The organism is Streptococcus sp. 'caviae', assembly GCF_001937065.1.
In the GTDB taxonomy this organism is placed as follows: domain Bacteria; phylum Bacillota; class Bacilli; order Lactobacillales; family Streptococcaceae; genus Streptococcus.
On the sequence record NZ_MOWR01000001.1, the window covers coordinates 66679 to 85873 of the forward strand.

General features: G+C 38.2%; 24 protein-coding genes, 1 tRNA gene and 3 pseudogenes. 6 read left to right on the forward strand and 22 right to left on the reverse strand.

Features of this window, described 5'->3' with window-relative positions:
- Positions 1–166 precede the first annotated feature (166 nt).
- The 7 genes and pseudogenes from infB to BMI76_RS10820 form a co-directional block, all read right to left on the reverse strand.
- Positions 167–2284 carry a translation initiation factor IF-2 gene (gene infB, locus BMI76_RS00340; RefSeq protein WP_374057267.1) on the reverse strand — a complete coding sequence of 706 codons (2118 nt, stop codon included), beginning with the start codon at positions 2282–2284 and terminating at the stop codon, positions 167–169.
- Positions 2284–2902: pseudogene (locus BMI76_RS10960) on the reverse strand (translation initiation factor IF-2 N-terminal domain-containing protein); the annotation flags it as partial. The pseudogene BMI76_RS10960 and the gene infB, both read right to left, overlap by 1 nt.
- Before the next feature lie 19 nt (positions 2903–2921).
- Positions 2922–3224 (reverse strand): YlxQ-related RNA-binding protein, encoded by a 303-nt coding sequence (locus tag BMI76_RS00345; protein WP_075345657.1) that lies wholly within the window; start codon positions 3222–3224, stop codon positions 2922–2924.
- Positions 3217–3513, reverse strand: a complete 297-nt coding sequence (gene rnpM, locus BMI76_RS00350) for an RNase P modulator RnpM (RefSeq protein ID WP_075345658.1) — start codon at positions 3511–3513, stop codon at positions 3217–3219. The genes BMI76_RS00345 and rnpM overlap by 8 nt, the downstream gene beginning before the upstream one ends.
- A gap of 18 nt (positions 3514–3531) precedes the next feature.
- Positions 3532–4734, reverse strand: coding sequence for a transcription termination factor NusA (nusA, locus tag BMI76_RS00355; protein WP_075345659.1), 1203 nt, complete (start codon positions 4732–4734; stop codon positions 3532–3534).
- 34 nt (positions 4735–4768) lie between these two features.
- Positions 4769–5260: a ribosome maturation factor RimP gene (gene rimP / locus BMI76_RS00360; protein ID WP_075345660.1), complete on the reverse strand. Its 492-nt coding sequence runs from the start codon at positions 5258–5260 to the stop codon at positions 4769–4771.
- A gap of 443 nt (positions 5261–5703) precedes the next feature.
- The gene (locus BMI76_RS10820; protein ID WP_075345661.1) at positions 5704–6342 is read right to left on the reverse strand and encodes a CHAP domain-containing protein; all 639 of its coding nucleotides are present in this window, start codon (positions 6340–6342) and stop codon (positions 5704–5706) included.
- A 177-nt stretch (positions 6343–6519) separates the two neighbouring features.
- Between BMI76_RS10820 and BMI76_RS00370 the strand changes: the two genes are divergently transcribed.
- A complete protein-coding gene (locus BMI76_RS00370) occupies positions 6520–7290 on the forward strand; it encodes a S24 family peptidase (RefSeq protein WP_075345662.1) in 771 nt (256 codons plus the stop codon).
- A gap of 271 nt (positions 7291–7561) precedes the next feature.
- Here the strand turns inward: BMI76_RS00370 and BMI76_RS00375 are convergent, their stop codons facing one another.
- The 13 genes from BMI76_RS00375 to BMI76_RS00435 form a co-directional block, all read right to left on the reverse strand.
- Positions 7562–7987, reverse strand: a complete 426-nt coding sequence (locus BMI76_RS00375; protein ID WP_075345663.1) for a DUF2335 domain-containing protein — start codon at positions 7985–7987, stop codon at positions 7562–7564.
- Entirely contained in the window at positions 7971–8213 is a 243-nt protein-coding gene (locus BMI76_RS00380) for a hypothetical protein (RefSeq protein ID WP_075345664.1), read from the reverse strand. Before BMI76_RS00380 ends, BMI76_RS00375 begins: the two co-directional genes overlap by 17 nt.
- A 950-nt stretch (positions 8214–9163) precedes the next feature.
- Positions 9164–10051 (reverse strand): GH25 family lysozyme, encoded by an 888-nt coding sequence (locus BMI76_RS00390; RefSeq protein ID WP_083623597.1) that lies wholly within the window; start codon positions 10049–10051, stop codon positions 9164–9166.
- Between the two features lie 14 nt (positions 10052–10065).
- Positions 10066–10542 carry a phage holin, LLH family gene (locus BMI76_RS00395; RefSeq protein ID WP_075345665.1) on the reverse strand — a complete coding sequence of 159 codons (477 nt, stop codon included), beginning with the start codon at positions 10540–10542 and terminating at the stop codon, positions 10066–10068.
- Positions 10539–10844 (reverse strand): hypothetical protein, encoded by a 306-nt coding sequence (locus BMI76_RS00400; RefSeq protein WP_075345666.1) that lies wholly within the window; start codon positions 10842–10844, stop codon positions 10539–10541. Before BMI76_RS00400 ends, BMI76_RS00395 begins: the two co-directional genes overlap by 4 nt.
- Positions 10844–11203 carry a siphovirus Gp157 family protein gene (locus BMI76_RS00405; RefSeq protein WP_075345667.1) on the reverse strand — a complete coding sequence of 120 codons (360 nt, stop codon included), beginning with the start codon at positions 11201–11203 and terminating at the stop codon, positions 10844–10846. Before BMI76_RS00405 ends, BMI76_RS00400 begins: the two co-directional genes overlap by 1 nt.
- 62 nt (positions 11204–11265) lie before the next feature.
- Positions 11266–11595 (reverse strand): hypothetical protein, encoded by a 330-nt coding sequence (locus BMI76_RS00410; protein WP_075345668.1) that lies wholly within the window; start codon positions 11593–11595, stop codon positions 11266–11268.
- A gap of 201 nt (positions 11596–11796) precedes the next feature.
- Positions 11797–12624 (reverse strand): conserved phage C-terminal domain-containing protein, encoded by an 828-nt coding sequence (locus tag BMI76_RS00420; protein WP_083623623.1) that lies wholly within the window; start codon positions 12622–12624, stop codon positions 11797–11799.
- A gap of 48 nt (positions 12625–12672) precedes the next feature.
- Complete coding sequence (locus tag BMI76_RS10740) at positions 12673–12813, reverse strand: hypothetical protein (RefSeq protein ID WP_180372816.1); 141 nt, start codon at positions 12811–12813, stop codon at positions 12673–12675.
- A 9-nt stretch (positions 12814–12822) separates the two neighbouring features.
- Entirely contained in the window at positions 12823–13077 is a 255-nt protein-coding gene (locus tag BMI76_RS00425) for a hypothetical protein (RefSeq protein WP_075345671.1), read from the reverse strand.
- A 153-nt stretch (positions 13078–13230) separates the two neighbouring features.
- Positions 13231–13446: a hypothetical protein gene (locus tag BMI76_RS00430; RefSeq protein WP_075345672.1), complete on the reverse strand. Its 216-nt coding sequence runs from the start codon at positions 13444–13446 to the stop codon at positions 13231–13233.
- Between the two features lie 104 nt (positions 13447–13550).
- Positions 13551–13694: a hypothetical protein gene (locus tag BMI76_RS10745; RefSeq protein ID WP_180372817.1), complete on the reverse strand. Its 144-nt coding sequence runs from the start codon at positions 13692–13694 to the stop codon at positions 13551–13553.
- Positions 13695–13758: 64 nt separating this feature from the next.
- Positions 13759–13971: a helix-turn-helix transcriptional regulator gene (locus BMI76_RS00435; RefSeq protein WP_075345673.1), complete on the reverse strand. Its 213-nt coding sequence runs from the start codon at positions 13969–13971 to the stop codon at positions 13759–13761.
- A gap of 56 nt (positions 13972–14027) precedes the next feature.
- Between BMI76_RS00435 and BMI76_RS10825 the strand changes: the two genes are divergently transcribed.
- The 5 genes and pseudogenes from BMI76_RS10825 to BMI76_RS00460 all read left to right on the forward strand — a co-directional run bounded on the left by BMI76_RS10825 (position 14028) and on the right by BMI76_RS00460 (position 18412).
- Positions 14028–14300 carry a hypothetical protein gene (locus BMI76_RS10825; RefSeq protein ID WP_257615225.1) on the forward strand — a complete coding sequence of 91 codons (273 nt, stop codon included), beginning with the start codon at positions 14028–14030 and terminating at the stop codon, positions 14298–14300.
- A 557-nt stretch (positions 14301–14857) separates the two neighbouring features.
- Complete coding sequence (locus BMI76_RS00445; RefSeq protein ID WP_075345674.1) at positions 14858–15619, forward strand: S24 family peptidase; 762 nt, start codon at positions 14858–14860, stop codon at positions 15617–15619.
- Between the two features lie 207 nt (positions 15620–15826).
- Positions 15827–15964: pseudogene (locus BMI76_RS10530) on the forward strand (Ltp family lipoprotein); the annotation flags it as partial.
- 234 nt (positions 15965–16198) lie between these two features.
- Positions 16199–17159: pseudogene (locus BMI76_RS00455) on the forward strand (DUF3644 domain-containing protein).
- Positions 17160–17332: 173 nt separating this feature from the next.
- The gene (locus BMI76_RS00460) at positions 17333–18412 is read left to right on the forward strand and encodes a tyrosine-type recombinase/integrase (RefSeq protein WP_075345675.1); all 1080 of its coding nucleotides are present in this window, start codon (positions 17333–17335) and stop codon (positions 18410–18412) included.
- 46 nt (positions 18413–18458) lie between these two features.
- Here the strand turns inward: BMI76_RS00460 and BMI76_RS00465 are convergent.
- A tRNA-Ser gene (locus BMI76_RS00465) sits at positions 18459–18545 on the reverse strand.
- A gap of 13 nt (positions 18546–18558) precedes the next feature.
- Positions 18559–19194: a tRNA (guanosine(46)-N7)-methyltransferase TrmB gene (gene trmB / locus BMI76_RS00470; RefSeq protein ID WP_075345676.1), complete on the reverse strand. Its 636-nt coding sequence runs from the start codon at positions 19192–19194 to the stop codon at positions 18559–18561.
- Position 19195: the final 1 nt, after the last annotated feature.

Sequence of the window (19195 nt, forward strand, 5' to 3'; positions counted from 1 at the left end):
TTCTGTGATAGTTAACAATTTTTCGAAAAAGCTAGGCCAGATGACCTAGCTTTATATCGTTGCTTTTTGCTTCCAAAAGAAATAATATGACCTTAATCCAAGGTACCGCAACGGCGGCTGTACTTGCGTACGGCTAAAGGCGGTAAGGAAGGATAAGTAACTATTATTATCTTTTAATTTCTTCCATGATGTAAGCTTCAATGGCATCATCAACTTTGATATCATTGTAGTTTTCAATCATCAGTCCGCCTTCTTGACCGTTGCCGACTTCTTTCACATCGTCTTTATAGTGCTTCAGGCTGGCTAATTTACCATCAAAGACGACTACACCGTCACGGATAACACGGACACTGGAATCGCGCGTAACTTTACCGCTGGTTACCATGAAGCCGCCAATTGTTCCCACTTTAGAAACCTTGAAGGTTTCACGAATAAGTGCTTCACCGATAATTTTTTCTTCAAATTCCGGATCCAGCATACCTTTCATGGCATCTTCCACTTCTTCAATGACCTTATAAATAATGGAATGCAGGCGGATTTCAACATCATCAGCCTCAGCCTGCTGACGGGCCTGCGGTGTCGGACGGACATTGAAGCCGATAATAACAGCATTGGAAGCTTCAGCCAAAGTAACGTCGGATTCATTGATAGCACCGACAGCTGAATGGACAACATTCACCTTGACACCTTCAACATCAATCTTGAGAAGAGAAGATGCTAGGGCTTCAACAGAACCTTGGACATCCGCCTTGATGATGACATTAACTGATTTGACTTCGCCGGCTTTAAGCGTATCAAAGAGATTATCAAGGCTGACACGGTGCGTCAGTTGACGCTGTTTCATCAGGGCACGCTTAGCTCGTTCTTCTCCGGCTGCACGGGCTGCTTTTTCATCTTCATAGACCGCAAAATGGTCTCCCGCCATAGGTGCCTCATTCAAACCGGTAATGGACACCGGTGTTGATGGCAAAGCTGTTTTGACGCGGCGGCCGAGATCATTAGTCATGGCACGGACACGGCCAAAAGTATTGCCGACAACAATCGGGTCCTGAACATGCAGGGTTCCCTGCTGAACCAAAAGCGTCGCAACAGCTCCCTTACCTTTATCCAGACGGGCTTCGATAACCGTACCGATAGCACGGACTGTTGGATCGGCTTTGAGCTCTTGAATTTCCGCAACCAGAAGTACCGTTTCCAGCAATTCTTCAATATTTTGACCGAATTTTGCCGAAATCTCAACAAACTCAGAATCACCGCCCCAGGCTGTTGAAATAACACCGTGTTCTGCCAACTCACCGATTACGCGCTCAGGATTGGCTCCGGGCTTATCAATCTTGTTAATGGCAACAATAATCGGGACATTGGCTGCTTTTGAGTGATTGATGGCTTCTATCGTTTGAGGCATAACCCCGTCATCAGCTGCAACGATGAGGATAGTGATATCCGTAACAGAAGCTCCCCGTGCACGCATGCTGGTAAAGGCCGCGTGTCCCGGTGTGTCCAAGAATGTGATCTTCTTGCCGGCTTCTTCAATCTGATAGGCACCAATATGCTGAGTGATACCGCCTGCTTCACCTGTAGCAACACGTGAATTGCGAAGCGTATCAAGGAGCGTCGTCTTACCATGGTCAACGTGCCCCATAATAGTAACAACAGGTGCTCGTTCAACCATATTTTCTGGATTGAGATAATCATCCTCAACGAAGAAACGCTCAATATCGGCTGTATCGATCTCAACCTTCTTATGGGCTTCAATACCATAATCTACCATCAGCAGTTCAATAGTATCTCCGTCCAAAGATTGGTTTTGCGTTGCCATAACTCCCATCATAAAGAGTTTTTTAACAATTTCTGCCGGCTCACGCTTGATACGTTTTGCAATCTCAGCAACCGTCATACCTTCTGTGTATTCAAATTCTTTCGGTAATTCATGGAACTTGCGCTCAGTCACAGGTTTTGGACTGCTGTCCTGATTGCGATGATGTTTACCTTTTTTAGCTTTCTTGTTCCAATTACTATTTCTTTGGTTTCTCACTTGATTTTGCTTATTCCGATTTTTCTTGTTTTTGCTTTGTTTTGGTCCATCCTCATTTTCATGTGCAAAATCACGTGATTTATCTGGACGGGCCTGTTTCTTCCGCCGTTTATCTGCTGCGGCCGGGCTCGGTGCCGGTGCCGCCGGCTGACTTTGCAGCGGTGCCGCAGCTGATGCCGCCTGAGCAAGTGCTGCTGCAGCGTTCTGCTCTTCTTCTTTGGCCTTTTTGGCTCTTTCCTGAGCCTGCACTGCTTGACGGCGCTTAGCTTCTTCAGCTTCATGGAAACGCACTTCACTCTGACGAGAATACTCAGCATTCTGCTCTGCTTTTAAAGCAGCTGCCCGCGCTTTAAAGTCCATACGCGGTCCTGCCTGACTGCCCCTTGGAGCAGCTTGATTGCGATTGTCGCGGCGATTGTCATTCTGACGGCGATTGCGGCTGTCGCCTCGGCGATTATCCTGACGGTTTTGCTGATGGCGATTATCGCTGCGTCGGTCATTGCCGCGGTTAGATCGGCCTTCATTGCGATTGCCGCCGCTGGCCCGGCGCTCTGCCTCTGCCTTAGCACGCGCCTCACGTTCTGCCTTAAAATTCCGGTTTTGCGGTCTTGGACGAGCCGGCTTAGCTTGCGTTTTGGCTGCTTCAGATGGCTGCTTATCCTGCGCTTTTGCTGCTTCTTTCGGAGCTTCTGCAGCTTTTGGCTTCTGCGGAGCCGCAAAACTTTCTGCAATGCGCTTAGCATCCTGTTCATCCACACTCGAAGCGTGGCTTTTTACTTCTAGGCCCAACGATTTTGCCTTTTCGACAACTTCTTTACTTCCTTTGCCAATTTCCTTGGCAATTTCGTATAATCTTTTCTTAGACAAATCTTGTCCTCCTATTCTTCTAGTCCATAAGAGTCCTCATTTTCTTTGAAAATCCAGTGTCCGTAACAGCAAGCACTTTTCTGCTTCTGCCAATAGCGGCACTTAATTCCAGTGTTGAAAACACTGTGGAGACTTCTATATCATAATAGTTGCTTTTATCAGTCACTTGTTTGGTCAGATTGACCCCGGCATCCTTGGCCAGAAAGACGAGCTTAGCTTTGTTGGCCTGAATAGCTTTAATAACCTGTTCCTCGCCGGAAATAACACGTCCTGCTCGCTGGGCCAATCCCAATAGCTGTGACAGTTTTTCTAAATTACTCAAGGCCTAACTCTCTTCTTTTTACCTTATGATCAACGAAGGCAATCAATTCATCATAAAAGCTCTCGGGAACGTCCATGGAAAAGCTGCGGTTAAAAACCTTTCTTTCCTTAGCTTTCAAGGCCTCTTCGTTGTCAATCTTGATGTAGGCGCCCCGGCCGTTTTTCTTGCCGGTAGGATCAATAAAAATCTGGCCTTCCTTGGTTTTGACAATGCGGAGCAGATCACGCTTATCAATGATTTCGCCCGAAACAAGAGACTTTCTTAAAGGTATCTTTCTTGTCTTTGCCATCAAACACCTCCGGATTCTCTACTCAATATCGTCTGACACAAGTTCCTGAGCAAAATCAGCCTCAACAGCCTCTTCAGTGTCTGTCTCATTGGCAGGAAGCTCTTCAAAGGACTCCTCTTCCTGTGCCCATTCAACTTCCATTTCTTCAAATTCACTGGCCGATTTAATATCAATACGGTAGCCTGTCAGATGAGCTGCCAAACGAACATTCTGCCCGCGGCGGCCGATAGCAAGCGACAGCTTGTTGTCAGGGACGACAACAGTGGCATGCTTTTCATCTTCTTCGTCAAAGAGAACCTGATCAACCTCAGCAGGTGCAATAGCATTGTAGATAAACTCAGCCGGATCATCAACCCATTCAATGACATCAATGTTTTCTTCAACAGGCACCCAAAGCCCAGTTTTTTGATCTAAACGTTTCGGATGGAATTTGCTGGTAACTTTCTTGATGTTGGCACCCTTGCGGCCGACAATGGTTCCGATAGCGTCAACATTAGGATTGTGGCTGCGGACAGCAACCTTGGTTCGGTCACCGGCTTCACGTGCCACACTCATGATTTCAACCGTTCCGTCAAAGACTTCCGGAATTTCCTGTTCCATGATACGCTTGATGAATTCCGGATGGCTGCGGCTGACGAAAACATTTACCCCTTTAGGATTGTTTTCAACCTTGTAGACATACACTTCAATGCGGTCATGAGATGCAAAGGTTTCTCCCGGAATTTGATCCTGACGGGACAGCTGAGCTTCAATAGTCCCTAAGTTGACATAGATAAAGCGGTCATCAAAACGCTCAACTGTGCCTGTCATGATTTCTCTTTCATGCTCTTTGTATTCATTGAAAGTCACTTCGCGCATTTGACGGCGCATTTTTTCCATGATAGTCTGCTTAGCCGACTGAGCAGCCACACGGCCGAATTCTTTGGGACTTTCTTCAAAGCGAATCTTATCGCCCAGTTCATAAGCCGTGCTAATCGCAAGAGCATCTTTGAGGCTGATTTCAAGGCGGCTGTCAAAAACTTCCTCGACAACTTCGCGCACAGTATAAACCTTAAAATCACCTGTTTTTTCATTAAATTCAATTTCAGCACTTTCGGACTGGCCGTAACGGCGCTTATAAGCTGACTTCAGAGATTCTTTAACCGCATCAATAATATCATCTTTGTTAATGTGTTTTTCTTCTTCCAAAATACGGAAGGCTTCTAGCATTTCTTTGCTCATAGTCTTCATCCTTGCCCAACAAGGATTTTCCTTTCTAAAGTTTTACAGAGAGACGGGCTTTTGCGACCATCTTATAGGGAATCGTAACTGTTTTTTGACGTGTTTTATCCATATAGGAAATTGTCAGTGTTTCGCCATCAAAAGCAAGCAAATCACCTTCAAAAACCTTTACCTTGTCAATAGCCTGATAGAGGCTGACATTGACATACTGACCGACAGCATTTGCCAGACTTTCAGCAGTTTTTAACGGACGCTCGAGGCCTGGACTGGATACTTCCAGCATGTACTGATCTGGAAAAGGATCTGGTTTGATGGTATCCAGCAGAGGACTGATAATATCTGTCAGTTCTGCCGTATCCTCGACGGTAATGCCCCCTGGTTTATCTACCAAAATACTGAGAACATAATCGCCCCCCATTTTTTCATACTCGACATCAACCAGCTCAAAGGGCTCAGCAATAACAGGCCTTACTGCCTGTGTCACTATATCAATAATCGTTGCGATTGCATTTCCCTCCTTACACACACAAGGAGCGAAGTCACAACTTCGCTCCTTTCTGTATTATTTGTTAACATTATAACATAAATTGAGGAAAATGCAAGCCTAACAGTTGGTATTTCTGCTGTTTAGGCTATTTTTATCCCTGACAGACAGCCTGATTTGAACTTTTAAAGGCTATCTCTTTCAGCATAACATAAGGAGAGGAGGGGATTAAATGAGAATTCTCAATCCATCTACATCTTCTAAAAAGCTATTAAAACGCGGTTTGATATTACGATAAATTGGATAAAATAGGTACAAAAAGAGGTTTGATAAAAAATTGGTGGGTGGTTAGTGGGTGATTTTATTATCTTAAAAAGGTACTAATAGCCAGCATAAAATTTCCGCAATAATGGATATTTATAAAAATTTCCGTTTTCTAGATAGTAAGCAAAAAACCTTAGAAAATCCTAAGGTTCTATCTGGAATTATTTTACTGCTCCTTTTTGAAAATTATCAAATGTCTTAGTTGACACTTTCATATTTTTAACTCCATTTGCCCAGAAAACTGCAGGGTCTTTTGCATCAAGCAAAGCATAAAATACTCCACCTGTAACTAATGCGATTCCTCGGTTTGGTGCTGAAATTGTAAACATATCTTCTTCCTCCTCTTCTTTACTAATGTCTGCATCCTCATATTTTGGACGAATCCAACCAATAACATCTGTTAATGAACGTGTACGATAGCGAGCTGGTCCACCAACATAAAGTGCATCAGCATTTCCATCAACGTTCTGCTCAACAGTTTTCATATTACTGCTATTACTATCTTCAATAACTAAGCCAGTATGTCCATAATTTACTCCACCGATAATAGAGTTCATCACAAAGACATCTCCCGCTTTAGGAGCGACTCCAGAAGATTTGTAAATAACAGTGTAACCATTCTGTTTTGCTGAATCAAGTAAATTAATAGCGTTGCCGCTTAATGGACGACCAAAAAATTTACCAAAGACCCAGTTTACTAAGTCAACACACTGCGTGCCATATTGACCATCATAGTCAACACCAACACCGCGGTTTGCTAAATCTTTCGCCCAGTTTACGACGTCCGATCGTTTTACCATAGTTTCTCCTTCCCTTCAAGGTTAACACGTTTAAAATTTTAGAAAGCATTGGATCCTCACCTTTCTAATTATAGTTTAACACGTTAAACACATTTTGTCAAACATGTTAAACAAAACCATTTAAATTTTTAGTGAGTCATTGTATAATAAGAGTAGTAACTAAAAAGAGGATAAAAAATGAAACTAGGTGAATTATTAAACGACTATCGTTCAAAATATAAAATTTCTATGGATGAATTCTCAAAAGTGTCTAATTTGACAAAGGGTTATATTTCTATGCTAGAAAAGAATGAGCATCCGAGAACTAAAAAACCAATCATTCCTTCATATGAGACTGTCCAAAAAATTGCTAAAGGTATGGGAATTTCTTTTGAAGATTTACTTACAAAACTAGATGCAGATCAAGAAATTGCAGTTAACGCTACTCCAGATTTTTTCTTTGTATCTGATATTCAAAAAATTTATAATCAATTAAAAGGAGTCGAAAAGAATAAATTACTGAAATATGCTAATAATCTCCTTATTAAGCAAGAAAGTACTGAACAATTATATGCAGTAACTGGTTTATCTGCCTCTGCAGCTGCTTCAGGTTGGGGAAGAGGCTATGGCTATGATGATAATGATATTTACACTGTATATACAAACGAGGAACCACCAAGACATGATATTTCAACCATGGTTATTGGAGATTCTATGGAGCCTGAATATCATGATGGAGAAATGTTATATTTGGCAGACAAAGGAATTTCCACGTACAATGGCGATTTAGCAGTCGTTGTTTATGAAGACAGAACTTATTTTAAAAAAGTTTATACCGAACAAGATCAAATTCGCTTGATCTCACTTAATAAAAAATATGATGATATCTGCATTGATTTTCCACCAGCAGAAGATTCTCATATTAAAATTTTTTCAGTCGTTGGTAGCTTTAAACCTATTGAAGTATGATACAAAAAGTTAGAAACTTTGTATTTTTAAAGATCATTTTGACGATTAAAAAAGCCCTAACAAAATTATAGTAACCAAAAACCAATTTACTACTTCAAAATTCAAAAAACGCCAAAATTTGCAAATAAGCATTGAAAAAAACTAATGCTAAACTCAAAAAAGCTGTTTTTGCAAAATAAAAAATCCTACCAATTCGGTATAATTGGTAGGAATATTTCCAGTAGGGTATTTCTAATCAAAGAGCGCGCCCTTCCGCGCTTCTTTTAAATTACTATTTACTGTTATTATTTCCAGTAAATAGACCAATCAAACCCAGCGCAGTTGTACCAGTCAGGATACTACCCGCTATTTGTTTATCTTTTGCAATTAGATAGATACCTCCAATAATAACCATGGTAGCAATTAAAAATCCAAAAAGTTGACCTAATTTGTGAGCCGTAATATTTCCTGACAAATACCTCTCTTCCATTTTTCTTCTGTGAACACTTTCTGATATCCCATTGTCAATGATTTTCTTGGCTGCATCAGGATATAGTCTGTTATACCCCTCTAAAATATCTGGGTGTGGTAAATCGCCTTGATAAATTTCTAGTTTCTGGAGAACTACTTGGCGCTGATCTATCGGTAACTTTTCGACTTCTTCAACAATACTATCAATATTTTCAATTTCGTTTGAATTTTTATTTTCTGTAGTCAAACTCTAATACCTCTTTTTGGATACCTTCAAATGATTTTAGGTAATCTTTTTTGACTTTATTACCATCAGATAATTCTTCTGCGTCAATCTTTTTAATTGGTTGATTAAAATTTAAAACAGGTAAAATAATAGCAGACATTCCTAATAAGAATGAATTAAAATAATGAGGTTGTTTCTTAGCATTGATCTTAATAAATCTTCCATTATTTTTTGATAATGTAGTCATAACATAACCCCCTCTTTTTATATAATTTTTTATATAATTTTTTATATAATTAATTGTGTCATATATTACACAAAATGTCAATCAGCGATGTCTGACTAGGCGAAGTATTTACGGTAAAATAAAAAGCCCTAGGATTTTCCTAGGGTTAAAAATCGACTGCTAGCATTTTTCGTCTGCTAGACGTGCAAGGAGAGTTACCTCTTCTCTTTTTTAGTTTTCACAGTCTTATTTTAGATATAGTGTTTCTTGCTATTATTAGTCTGTTTAAGAGCTGTAAAAAAATATTTGACCCATTTTTGAAAGTTTAGTCTTCGTTCAAATTTACCATGCTCTCGTCGAAATTTGATGTATTCTGGCGAATTAGATCTAACAAATACTGCTCGAGCTATCTTTTTTGCGCTAAAAGTTTTAATTGAGATAGTCTGATTAGATATGGGCAAGACAGCTTATGATCGATAACTGCAATCTCATGCTTGATTTGCTGTTTACATGTATTTGGCATGTACTATCACCTACTTTTGATAGTCGGGCCTAATACAGCCGAGTATGTAATTTTTATCATTGTGCATGTATGTCCATGCCCGTAAAGAGCTAACGTATCTATAAATAAAGATATAGCCGAGCTGCGGCTCTGCGTTGCCAGAAACGACGTTATAACTGACAGCTCGTGCATTATCCAGTAAATCGATAGCATTACCACTGACTAACTGTCCGCAGTAGTTTCCCGTCAAATCAAACACAATATCTACACACTGCATGCCAAACATACCGTCGTAATCAACACCTTGACCACTAGTTGCCATACGAGTATACAGCTCGTTTGTTTGATGAACAGTTAATCTAGATGTAACAGCATCCCCATCTGTGGTTTGTGGTTAATATAAATGATAAGAAAGATAAAACTAAAATCATAAATAATTTAGATGCCTTGATAAAATCATCGCCCTTTATTAATAATTATCAGCTGGTTCAATTGTCTTGATTTTAAATGTATGAACAGCACGAGTTACACCTACTGCGTTAGTTGTAATTGTAGTTAGCATTTTAAAATATGGAGTGAACAATTTATATTCTTCGCTAGAGATGTGCTTCATAACTCCTGTGGCTGTATTCACCGTAAAGATTGCTCCTGCCCCGTACTCGTCGTCACCTAGTTTTACGTAGCCGTTTAGTTTGATTAAAAACATGTCCTTTCCTTTCAATTTTTCGTATTGTTTGTTAATTGTTGACGTTGACTGTGGTGCTGTTTCGTCATTGATTAGCACTATATTTTTGTCTAATCCACCGGGTAGACCAGTTGACGTAAATTGCCACCATCTGATGCCGTCCATACTTGGGAAGATGGACCATACCGGATCCGGCGTATAGTTGTAGTTTGGATAAGCCGCAATCCAGAGACTATCAGGATATTTAGCCAAGATTTGTTTATAGTAAACATTAGCCAGTGTAAAAGGCTTGTAACTGTAATAGATAGGTATATACCCTGCGGCTTTAATCGTATCCATAAACGCCAATACAGCGTTTGTGTTGGCTTGCACATTACTGCTAGCGGAATCTTCGTAGTCGCATACTAAGTATTTAACGCGCTTAGGTACCGTGCTCAAAAAGTATCTAGCCTCTGCTTGTGCCTGTGCAACTGAGTCGCCGAATCTTGCGAAGTGATAGTAACCGACGCAATTTGACGTATTAGTCTGAGATACAGCGCTATAGTTGTAGTATCCGATACCTTCTGTCAGCTTGATAATCGTCTTGTCACTTGCTGACGCATATAAAACGGCATTTGCATTTTGGTAAGACGAAATGTCGATGAAATAATCATTCTTTTTTAGGTCAGTCATTCTAACCTCCTTAATCAATCGGTTACAGTTGTAATTAGATTTTCAGGATCTTTGGCATCTTCTGGTTTTTCAACAACTTCAACGAGTTTAGCATCTTCAACTGTTTCCAGTTGTGCCACTTTTTCAGCGTCATAAATAGCTGTGTTTTCTTTCTTAGTGCCAGCAGTCGCGCTGTCAGACAACTTGTTGACTGCTGCCTCAATTAAATCATCAAGCTGATCTTCTGTGACTTTAAGTTTGAGTTTGCTGTTATTGATATAAGCAAGCATTTTAGTGCGTGCAACAGCTTTTTTATCAGACGGCAAGAGATTGCTCATCTGTTCTACAGCTGTTACAACGCGCAATGTATAGCTTTCTAATACTTGGATCCGCTTGTCTGTCGTTTTTGCTTGCAACCACTTGATAGCTGAGATAACCAGCGGTGATACCACCGTTAACACAGCCAAAACATCAAAAATATTATTTGCGATTGTCACTAGTTGTTCCGTCATTTAATTTCTCCTTCTAGTTTTTCGTCAATTTTGTCAACTTTATCAGATAAAGCAGAGATTTGTTCTGTTAGTCTAATGATATTTTCATTTTGTTTATCATGATTATCTAGTCGCCGCTTATGCTCTTTTAGCTCTAGTTGTTGGTTTTGTTGCTTTACTTCAAGTAACGTCAGTTTTTTATCGAGCAAGAGCGATTCTTGCTGATGCTCTTTATTTTTATTGTTGAAGAAAGTGTTGACTGTGATAAGCGTTGTTATAAAACTAAGGGCTATAGTAAAAGCCTGAAATAACTCGAGCCTCATTAAACCAACTCCTCAATTATAATGATAACAACTGGTTTAGTCTTTCTGACAGATACTGTCATCAGCGAACTGTCGACTTTAAGATTATTGCTGACTTCCATAGCTGCTTGCAGGTTAGTTTTGAGTGTGTCAATTTTCTTCTTGATTGATTTTTTGCGGTCTGCTAATCGACTTTCTTCTTGCTTAATGACCGCGATGTCATTTTCAAGATTTTTGATGACTTTTGCATAGCCAAAAACTTTTTCTTCAAAATCTTTTTGCCAATCAATAGTCTCCAACGTATCTAGTTTCGTTTCGTCGGTAATATCTATGTTGTAGATGTCTAAATATTGACCTGTTAGTTCGTATAGTGTGCTCATTTTTTGCTCCTTTGTTTTATCAGCTTTCCTCTTGCTTTGTTTTCCATGTTTTTGCCTTTCTGTTAAGCTCTTTCCCAATACTTCGTTAAATCGACAGATAACACAGCGCCTAAGTTTCTTTTCTCAGTTGCAATTTGTTTTCGATAAGGAGTTATTCCTGCTTCACGCTCATCTTTGTTCCGTGGAATGTAGTAACCACTTGGTTGCGTCTTCTTTGCAACAATCGGATGTCCATGTACGAACCTAAGAGTTTCAACAATCTCTTCAAGACCACGCTTTGATAATCCTAGATCATTTCTAATTTTCTCTGCTTTTACTGGTAATTTAAAACTGCCGCGGTTTAAGATAACGTCGAGGACGTTAGCCTCAATAGTTGTCATTTCTCTGTTCATAAGCTTTCCTTTCTCTTTCTGTATATGCTAAGTGCTTGTTTAGATGTAATCTTTGCGCCAAAGGCATATAAATTTATGGGGTTGACAATCGGTTTCACGCCATCCTTAGTAATTCCTGTTTTACAATAACTCAAAAAATTATTGAATGTTCTTTGTGATGACGGTCTGCTAAAATGCTTCTTCAAAAAAATGTTGTACTCACTAAAAAGCGTTCGGGTCATCTTTTATCTCGCTTTCATTAACTTTTAGATCGTCTAAATCTGGCGCTTTGTAGTTTGGATTACTCCATTTGGGGACGTTTGATTTACTTTGTTGTTTAACCGGCTGATTGAGATAGCTTTCAAATTTCGTTCCAAAAAGTGTTTCTGGTCGTAAATACTTAGACATATCTGTATTTAGCCACTCATCAACTTTTTTGTTGATTACTGTTTTAAAATCTTCTAAGCTAAAGCCATCATTTAGCCTAGCTTTTATATGTTTACGTGTTTTTTGGGTGCTATGTTTGTACTTAGTACCAGCTTTTAAGTTTAAGTAAGAGACAACATCAATGATTTCAGCGGATAATGCCGTCCTTGTTTCGTCAGAAACTGGACTATATATATCTAATCTACCCTTATCTAATCTATCCTTACCTAACCTAACCTGCGTCTCCATTTTGGATACATTTTGGATATATTGTTTTAAAGGCTTTAGGTTAGCGGTTTTTGTCTCGTCGTATTCAAGTTGTTCTTTTTCTTTTTTATATAAAGTGCTTTGAAACCTATCGGACTGAATATAGTTGTGGATTCTCCAATGACGAATTACAACTATTCCACTTTCAAACGGGATTATAAATCCTTTTGCAATCAGGATTTTCATGTCGTCTTCATTTGCGCCGATGGTACGCTGAATCGTTTTTGCTTTATTGACAAAGCCTTCATCGTCAGCCCCTAAATTAAGATGGAAATATAACGCTTGACTGGAAAGTGGCATGTCTATAAAGGCATCGGTTTCCGTTATCTTCTTACTAAACATTCTTCTTTGAGCCACTATTACCACCTTCTTCCTATTTTACTCATTTCTTTCTCTCTACCTTTCTTAAATTTTATTCTCAGCTAATCCATGCGCTCGATTGTACGCTCTAGCACTCGCTTCCCAACCGTCATTTTTAACCGTCCAAGCAGGTCCCGCTTGCTGCTCCTGTTTTGGTTCAAATAATTTTGCAAATAATTTTTTCATCTTACACTCCTATTTTTGTTCTTCTAACCATTTGATGATGGCTAATTTTGACCAACGCCGCGCTGGTAGTTCTTTTGGAAACCCACCAAGCCCCCGATAATGATCATCAAATGTGGTTACATCAATATTCAACATATCTGCCACTTCTTTACGCTTTAACAGAGTTGCTTCAAGTTCTGCTTCACGCATTCTGACAATTTTGTTGGTGGCTTCTAAGACGGCAGAAATAATCCAGTCTTTTAATGATTCAAAAATATTGTCCATTGTGATATAATCTCCTTAGGTGTTATTTTTTTAGTCGCTGTTACCGCAGCGGCTTTTTCTGTTCTCGTGTCAAGTCAATTTGGCAATTAAAATCAATTTAACTTCTGCATAGCCGTTATCGGCTGTAGTTTTTATTTCAAATTCCGTTTGTTGTTATCGAAAAAGATACCAAATAATAAGACTTAAAATCCCAATTATGCCAACAACAGCAATAATAAACAGCAGTATTGCAATCACAAATCCCATAAATTCACCGAATTTTACACTTAGCGGCTTATCCATGTAGACTTTCTCAGCAAGTTCAGCTAGCTCTTCATCTTGATATGCAAGCTGTTTCTCGAGTTTCTCTACTCTTTCTTGTAATGTCATTTAGTCTCCTTTCTAAATTCATCTAAACTGATATCCAGCGCATCAGTGATTTCAGGAAAATGCAGATCCATCTGAAAAATCGTTCCGTGGAAATCAAATGGCTGTCATTTCATACTATATTTCTCTTGGTATGCTCGAGAAATATCACCGATGGCTGAACAAATAGTTTTGCCATCTATTTTCAAGCCTGCTAGTTCACAGCAAGTAGATTTTCTATTTCCGCTATACGGATAACTTTTTGGTCTCATACTGCCTCCTTTCTAAGTTCTAATTCTTCCAGATTCAAATTTTTGTTTATACACGTCTGTAATTTTATTTTACGAAATTTTCGTATTTATTTCCTAAAAAAATATCATCAAACTTAACATGAAATTTATCCATGTATTTCTTCAGAGTTCGATAACCAATGTCAGAACTATCTTTTTCAAGTCGAGCTATTGTTTGACTTGAAACTTCAAATTCTTCTGCAAGCTCCATTTGGGTTAAATTAGCAGAAACTCGCATTGCTTCTAGCGTCCACTGCATCTTCTCACCTCACTTTCTTTGGTATAATATAAATAAAAACATTTGGAGAAAATTTTATGAAATCGTTCAATACTGTTGTTGGAACTCTTGGGCTAATTATTGCTGTCATTGCATTGATGCATGCAATCTATTACAACCTTGCCAAAATAAAACTATCTAACTGCACAATTGACAGAGTTGACGAAGGTTACAACAAGATTTACTCTTTCGAAGTAAGCAACCTCTCAAATGTATCTATAATGGTTACAGGCATTGAGTTATATAATAAACAAGGAAAATTATTGAATGATAGTGGATTTGATCCATATAAAAAATACGATAACGAGTGACAGACATCCGCCGAATCATACGGATTTAGATTGCACCTTCCAAATATTCACTTACCATCTGGTTAGAAATTTGTGCCATTTAAACATGAGATGGAGGTTTTCCTACTCTCTGAATGAACAACCATCTCGAATTATTGTCAAAACAGATAAACGTATCCATAAATTCAGAAAGAAAAAAATCATTCTTTCCCCATTTTGATAATAATTGCTAAGATAACACTATTTACAATCAAATTTAAAATAAGTGCTGCTGTTAGTATCATTTTTATATCCTTTCTATCCATATTTAGGCGTTAGCCTATAGCATAGCCATCAGCAGTTTCAACAATTAGAGATGTATACAACTCTGAATTTAATGTTGTTTCTAACTTCAATCACTGTCTCCTTTCCACCCTTTCTTTTTTATTTACTTAATTCTTTAAGCTTGATCATATTATAATACGTTTTTTTCGTATAGTCAATGATTTTTCCTAGGGAAATAAGATTTTTTCGTATTTTTTTATTGTTAAACTATAAAAAATGATATATAATATTTATTGAGAAAGGAGAGCGCATTTATGGAAAATAAAGAACGAATGAAAATTATTGCTAATAATATCACTTACTTCAGAAAGCAAAAAGGGATAACACAGAAAGAATTGGCTAAGAAGATAGGAATACAACCTAGTACACTTTCTGATTACATTAATTTAAGAAGCGCTCCTTCTTTCGGAATAATTCAAAAACTAGCTGATTATTTTGAAATAAACAAATCTGATATTGATACTACTTTTAAAGAAAAAGATGATGCGGTATCTTCCACAAAATCCGAAATTCAACAAATCTACGATCAATTATATGAACCAAGACAAATAAAAGTTATAGATTTTGCTCAAGACCAATTAGATGAACAAACAGGTAAAAGCATTGACGTCACTGAAAAGCGGACTATGTATAAAGTTAGGAAGCGTATCAGACTTCCTGCGCCAGGCAAAGTTTCAGCTGGTAGCGGCTACTGGCAAGAAGACGACTATGATACAATGGTTGATTTCTACGCTGATGAAATACCCAATAGCAGTGACTATGACACTATCGCTATTGTCGTAGGGCATTCAATGGAGCCAAAGATAAAAAATGGTGACTTCCTTTTTATTAAATTAACAAATCAGGTTGACCTAAACAAGATAGGTATCTTTAAGGTTAACGGTGAGAATTATGTTAAGAAATTAAGAAGTAATTATTTAGAATCGTTAAACAAAGAATATAATGATATTCAGCTATCTGCAAACGACGACATCAGAACTATCGGCGAAGTCGTAGACATTTATAGAGAAAATTAATTAATGTGCAATAACTGATGCATATAAAAAGCTGACAGGAGAAGAAATAAAAAGTAAAAGTATTTAGTCTGGCTGTCTTAACTGCATTAACATTAGCTACATTAACGATTTAGCAAACGTGACATCAAATTCATCCGTTATTGTTCAAGCCAAAACTAAAAGGAAGAAGAAAAAACTAAAACGAAAGTTCCAAGAGAATACAGAAACGCTTTAAAATCAGCACAGAACTATATTGATAATATGGCCTTTTCTAAGAGAGGGCTTCACGAGCAATTAACTTTTGAAAATGGCGAAAAATTTACCGCTGAAGAGGCTCAATACGCTATCGATAATTTAGACAAATAAAAAAGAGGTTGGGCAAAAAGTCCAACCTCATCAATTAGAGTTCGTTTTAACATCATAACGCAGTGGTTGAATGGCAGTTTCGTTCGCGTTTTACACTCCGAACCTGGCCTATTCAACTGTGCGGGGGTGGGAAGACGAACCCCTTTGTTATTTGTTGGATTCTTTCCCACTCCCAATGTCTACTAGTATTTTATTCTAAAATAATTGAAAAGGTGATAGAGATTAGGAGATAAGATGGAAAAACTAGCAAAACGTCTAGTTGATAAAAGCATAGAGGCTTTCATTATGGGACTGGAGATATACAATAAACCAACAATTAAATACAGAATTGAAAGTTTTAGTTTCTTTATCTGTAACGCATGGGAACTCATGCTGAAGGCTGAAATGTTGAATAGAAATCAATCAATCTATATTTCAAAGACAATCCAGATAGGACACTTAGCCTTGAAAATGTTGTGAAAAAGATATATTCAGACGACAGCACACGTATTCGTCTAAATCTTGAGCGCATCATCGAATTACGGAACATCAGTACCCATTACGAATTAAAGTACGCTCCACTATTTCAGGCTTGTGTTCTCAACTATATCAATGAACTTCAAAGATTTCATTCAAAAGATGTTACAGAAGCTATTTCGCAGAATTTCTTAACAATTTCTGCAACATATGAACCCTTATCCAACGAACAAATCAGATTAAAATATCCATCAGAAATTGCTGAAAAATTCATTCAGCAGGCAAACGACATTGATGTCTTGGTAGCTGAGTATAATTCAGATAAATTTGCCATTGGTGTAAAACAAAATCTTTATATCACAAAGAAAAAGTCTGAAGCAGACTTTACCGTTACTATCGCAAATCAATCACCTTCTCAAGTTGCGATTGTCAAGGACCTAAAAGATCCATCGGAAACACACAAATATTCCTATGAAAACGTCATCTCTGTTGTGGTTGATAGGTTGAATAAAAATAATATAAAACTTAACTATAAACCTGCCTTCAACCAATATGTTTTGACACTAATCATTGATTTCTATTCGATAAAATCAGACGAAAAGTATGCTTACTATCACAAAATTGGTAAATCTGAACATTATACTATTCACAACAATTCGTTGATTTTATTGTTTCAGAAATTGAAAAAGACCCCCGACATTTTGTTGAGAGCCTAAAAAAGATAACCCCAGGCACATAGGAATGCTCAGCCTTAATGGCTTACCCCATTCTGGGACCCAGCGTTTATCCTTCACAAGTTATCTTTATAACACACAAAAAATGCTCTGTAAAGAATTTAATAAAAAACTCCCTACGCCCCAACCGACCAAAACGAAGTGTAAGGAATTGATACAAGAAATAAGGTAAAAAACAATGGCAAGCTATCGAAAATTAGATACAGGATGGGAATTTAGAATTATCTATAAGGACCACAATGGAAAAAGAAGAGAAAAGTCCAAACGCGGCTTTAAAACTAAGAAATTAGCACAGATAGCTGCTGCTGAAGAAGAGCTATTGTTTGATCTTAAGACTGAAAGTCTAAGGAATATGACAATATACGACTATTCAGTCAGATGGGCAAATATCTATAAACGCCCTCATATAACAGCTAAAACTTGGAAAACTTACACTAAAAATTTCAAGCATATTAAAACTTATTTTGGTGATAGTAAAATTAAAGATATATCACCATCATCTTATCAGCAGATCCTTAATAATTTTGGCCAAAAAGTAGCTCAAAGCACACTCGAAAAACTGCATTATCACATCAAAGGGGCTATGAAAGCCGCTGTCAGAGACGGCATTATCAGGGATAATTTTGCTGAAGGAGCCATCATAAAGGCGCAAAAAGCCGGACAATCTAAAGAAGATAAATTTTTGCAGGAAGACGAGTATCTAAATTTTATCAAGATAGCAAAGAGCAAAATCCAGTACCCATCATATCTCACTGCATACCTCATCGCCGTAACTGGCTTAAGATTTGCGGAAGTTCAGGGCTTGACATGGGATGATATTGATTTTGAAAAGGGTACAATTGATATAAATAAAACCTATGATTATTCCATTTCTCAAGAATTTGGCCCAACAAAAAACAAACAATCTATGCGCATGGTGCCGGTTGATGGAAATACACTGCAGGCTTTACAGTATTATAAAGACAATTACTATAAAGATAACCAGCTTGATCGTATCTGCTTCGGGACATCTAATAATGCGGCCAATAAAGCAATAAAAAAGGCGACCGGCAAAAATGCAACCTGTCACTCTTTAAGACATACATATGCCTCTTATTTAATTTTTAAGGGCGTTGACCTCATATCGATCTCCCAACTTTTGGGACACGAAAATTTAACAATCACTTTAAAGGTTTACGCACATCAGCTCGAGAAACTCAAAGATAAAAACAATGCTGAAATTAAAGAAATTTTCTCAAAAATAACATTTGGTGGGTGATTGGTGGGTGAAATCTTCACAAACCCCATTATATCAAGGGGATAAAAGGAGAGGAGGGGATTCGAACCCCCGAGCCCCGTTAAGGACTACACGCTTTCCAAGCGTGCGCACTCGGCCACTATGCGACCTCTCCGTAAAGAGCGAGACTAAAACCTCGCTTCAACACGATAGATAGGCTGACCTTTCTGCGAAAATTTCTCTTCATACTCGGTCATCACATTATTATCATAATCACTGGCATGCAAATCTAACCATACCTGCTCTAAAATCATACCATATTGTGAGAAACTTGCCAAGCTATATTCGAAAAGTTTGCGATTATCTGTCTTAAAATGAATCTGACCTTGTTCCGGCAGAATCTTTTGATAGACTTCTAAAAAGTTTTTATGAGTCAGACGCCGCTTCTCATGGCGCTTTTTGGGCCAAGGGTCGCTGAAGTTTAAATAAATCAAACCAACCTCATGATCCGCAAAATAATCGCTAAGACTGGAACCATTTGCCAAAAGCAGCCGAACATTGGGAAGCTGATCTTCCAATACCTTATCTAAAGCATGGCTGAGAACCGAAACCTGCAAATCAATCCCAATATAATTAATTTGAGGATTCTGGGCAGCCATGCCCGTAATAAAACGTCCTTTGCCGCTTCCAATTTCAATATGAATAGGGTTATTGTTGCCAAAAACTTCCTGCCAGTGTCCCTTGACTTCTTCCGGCTTTAAAATAACATAGTGAGGATTATTTTTCAGATGCTCTTCGGCACCTTTGCGTCTTCTAACTCTCATG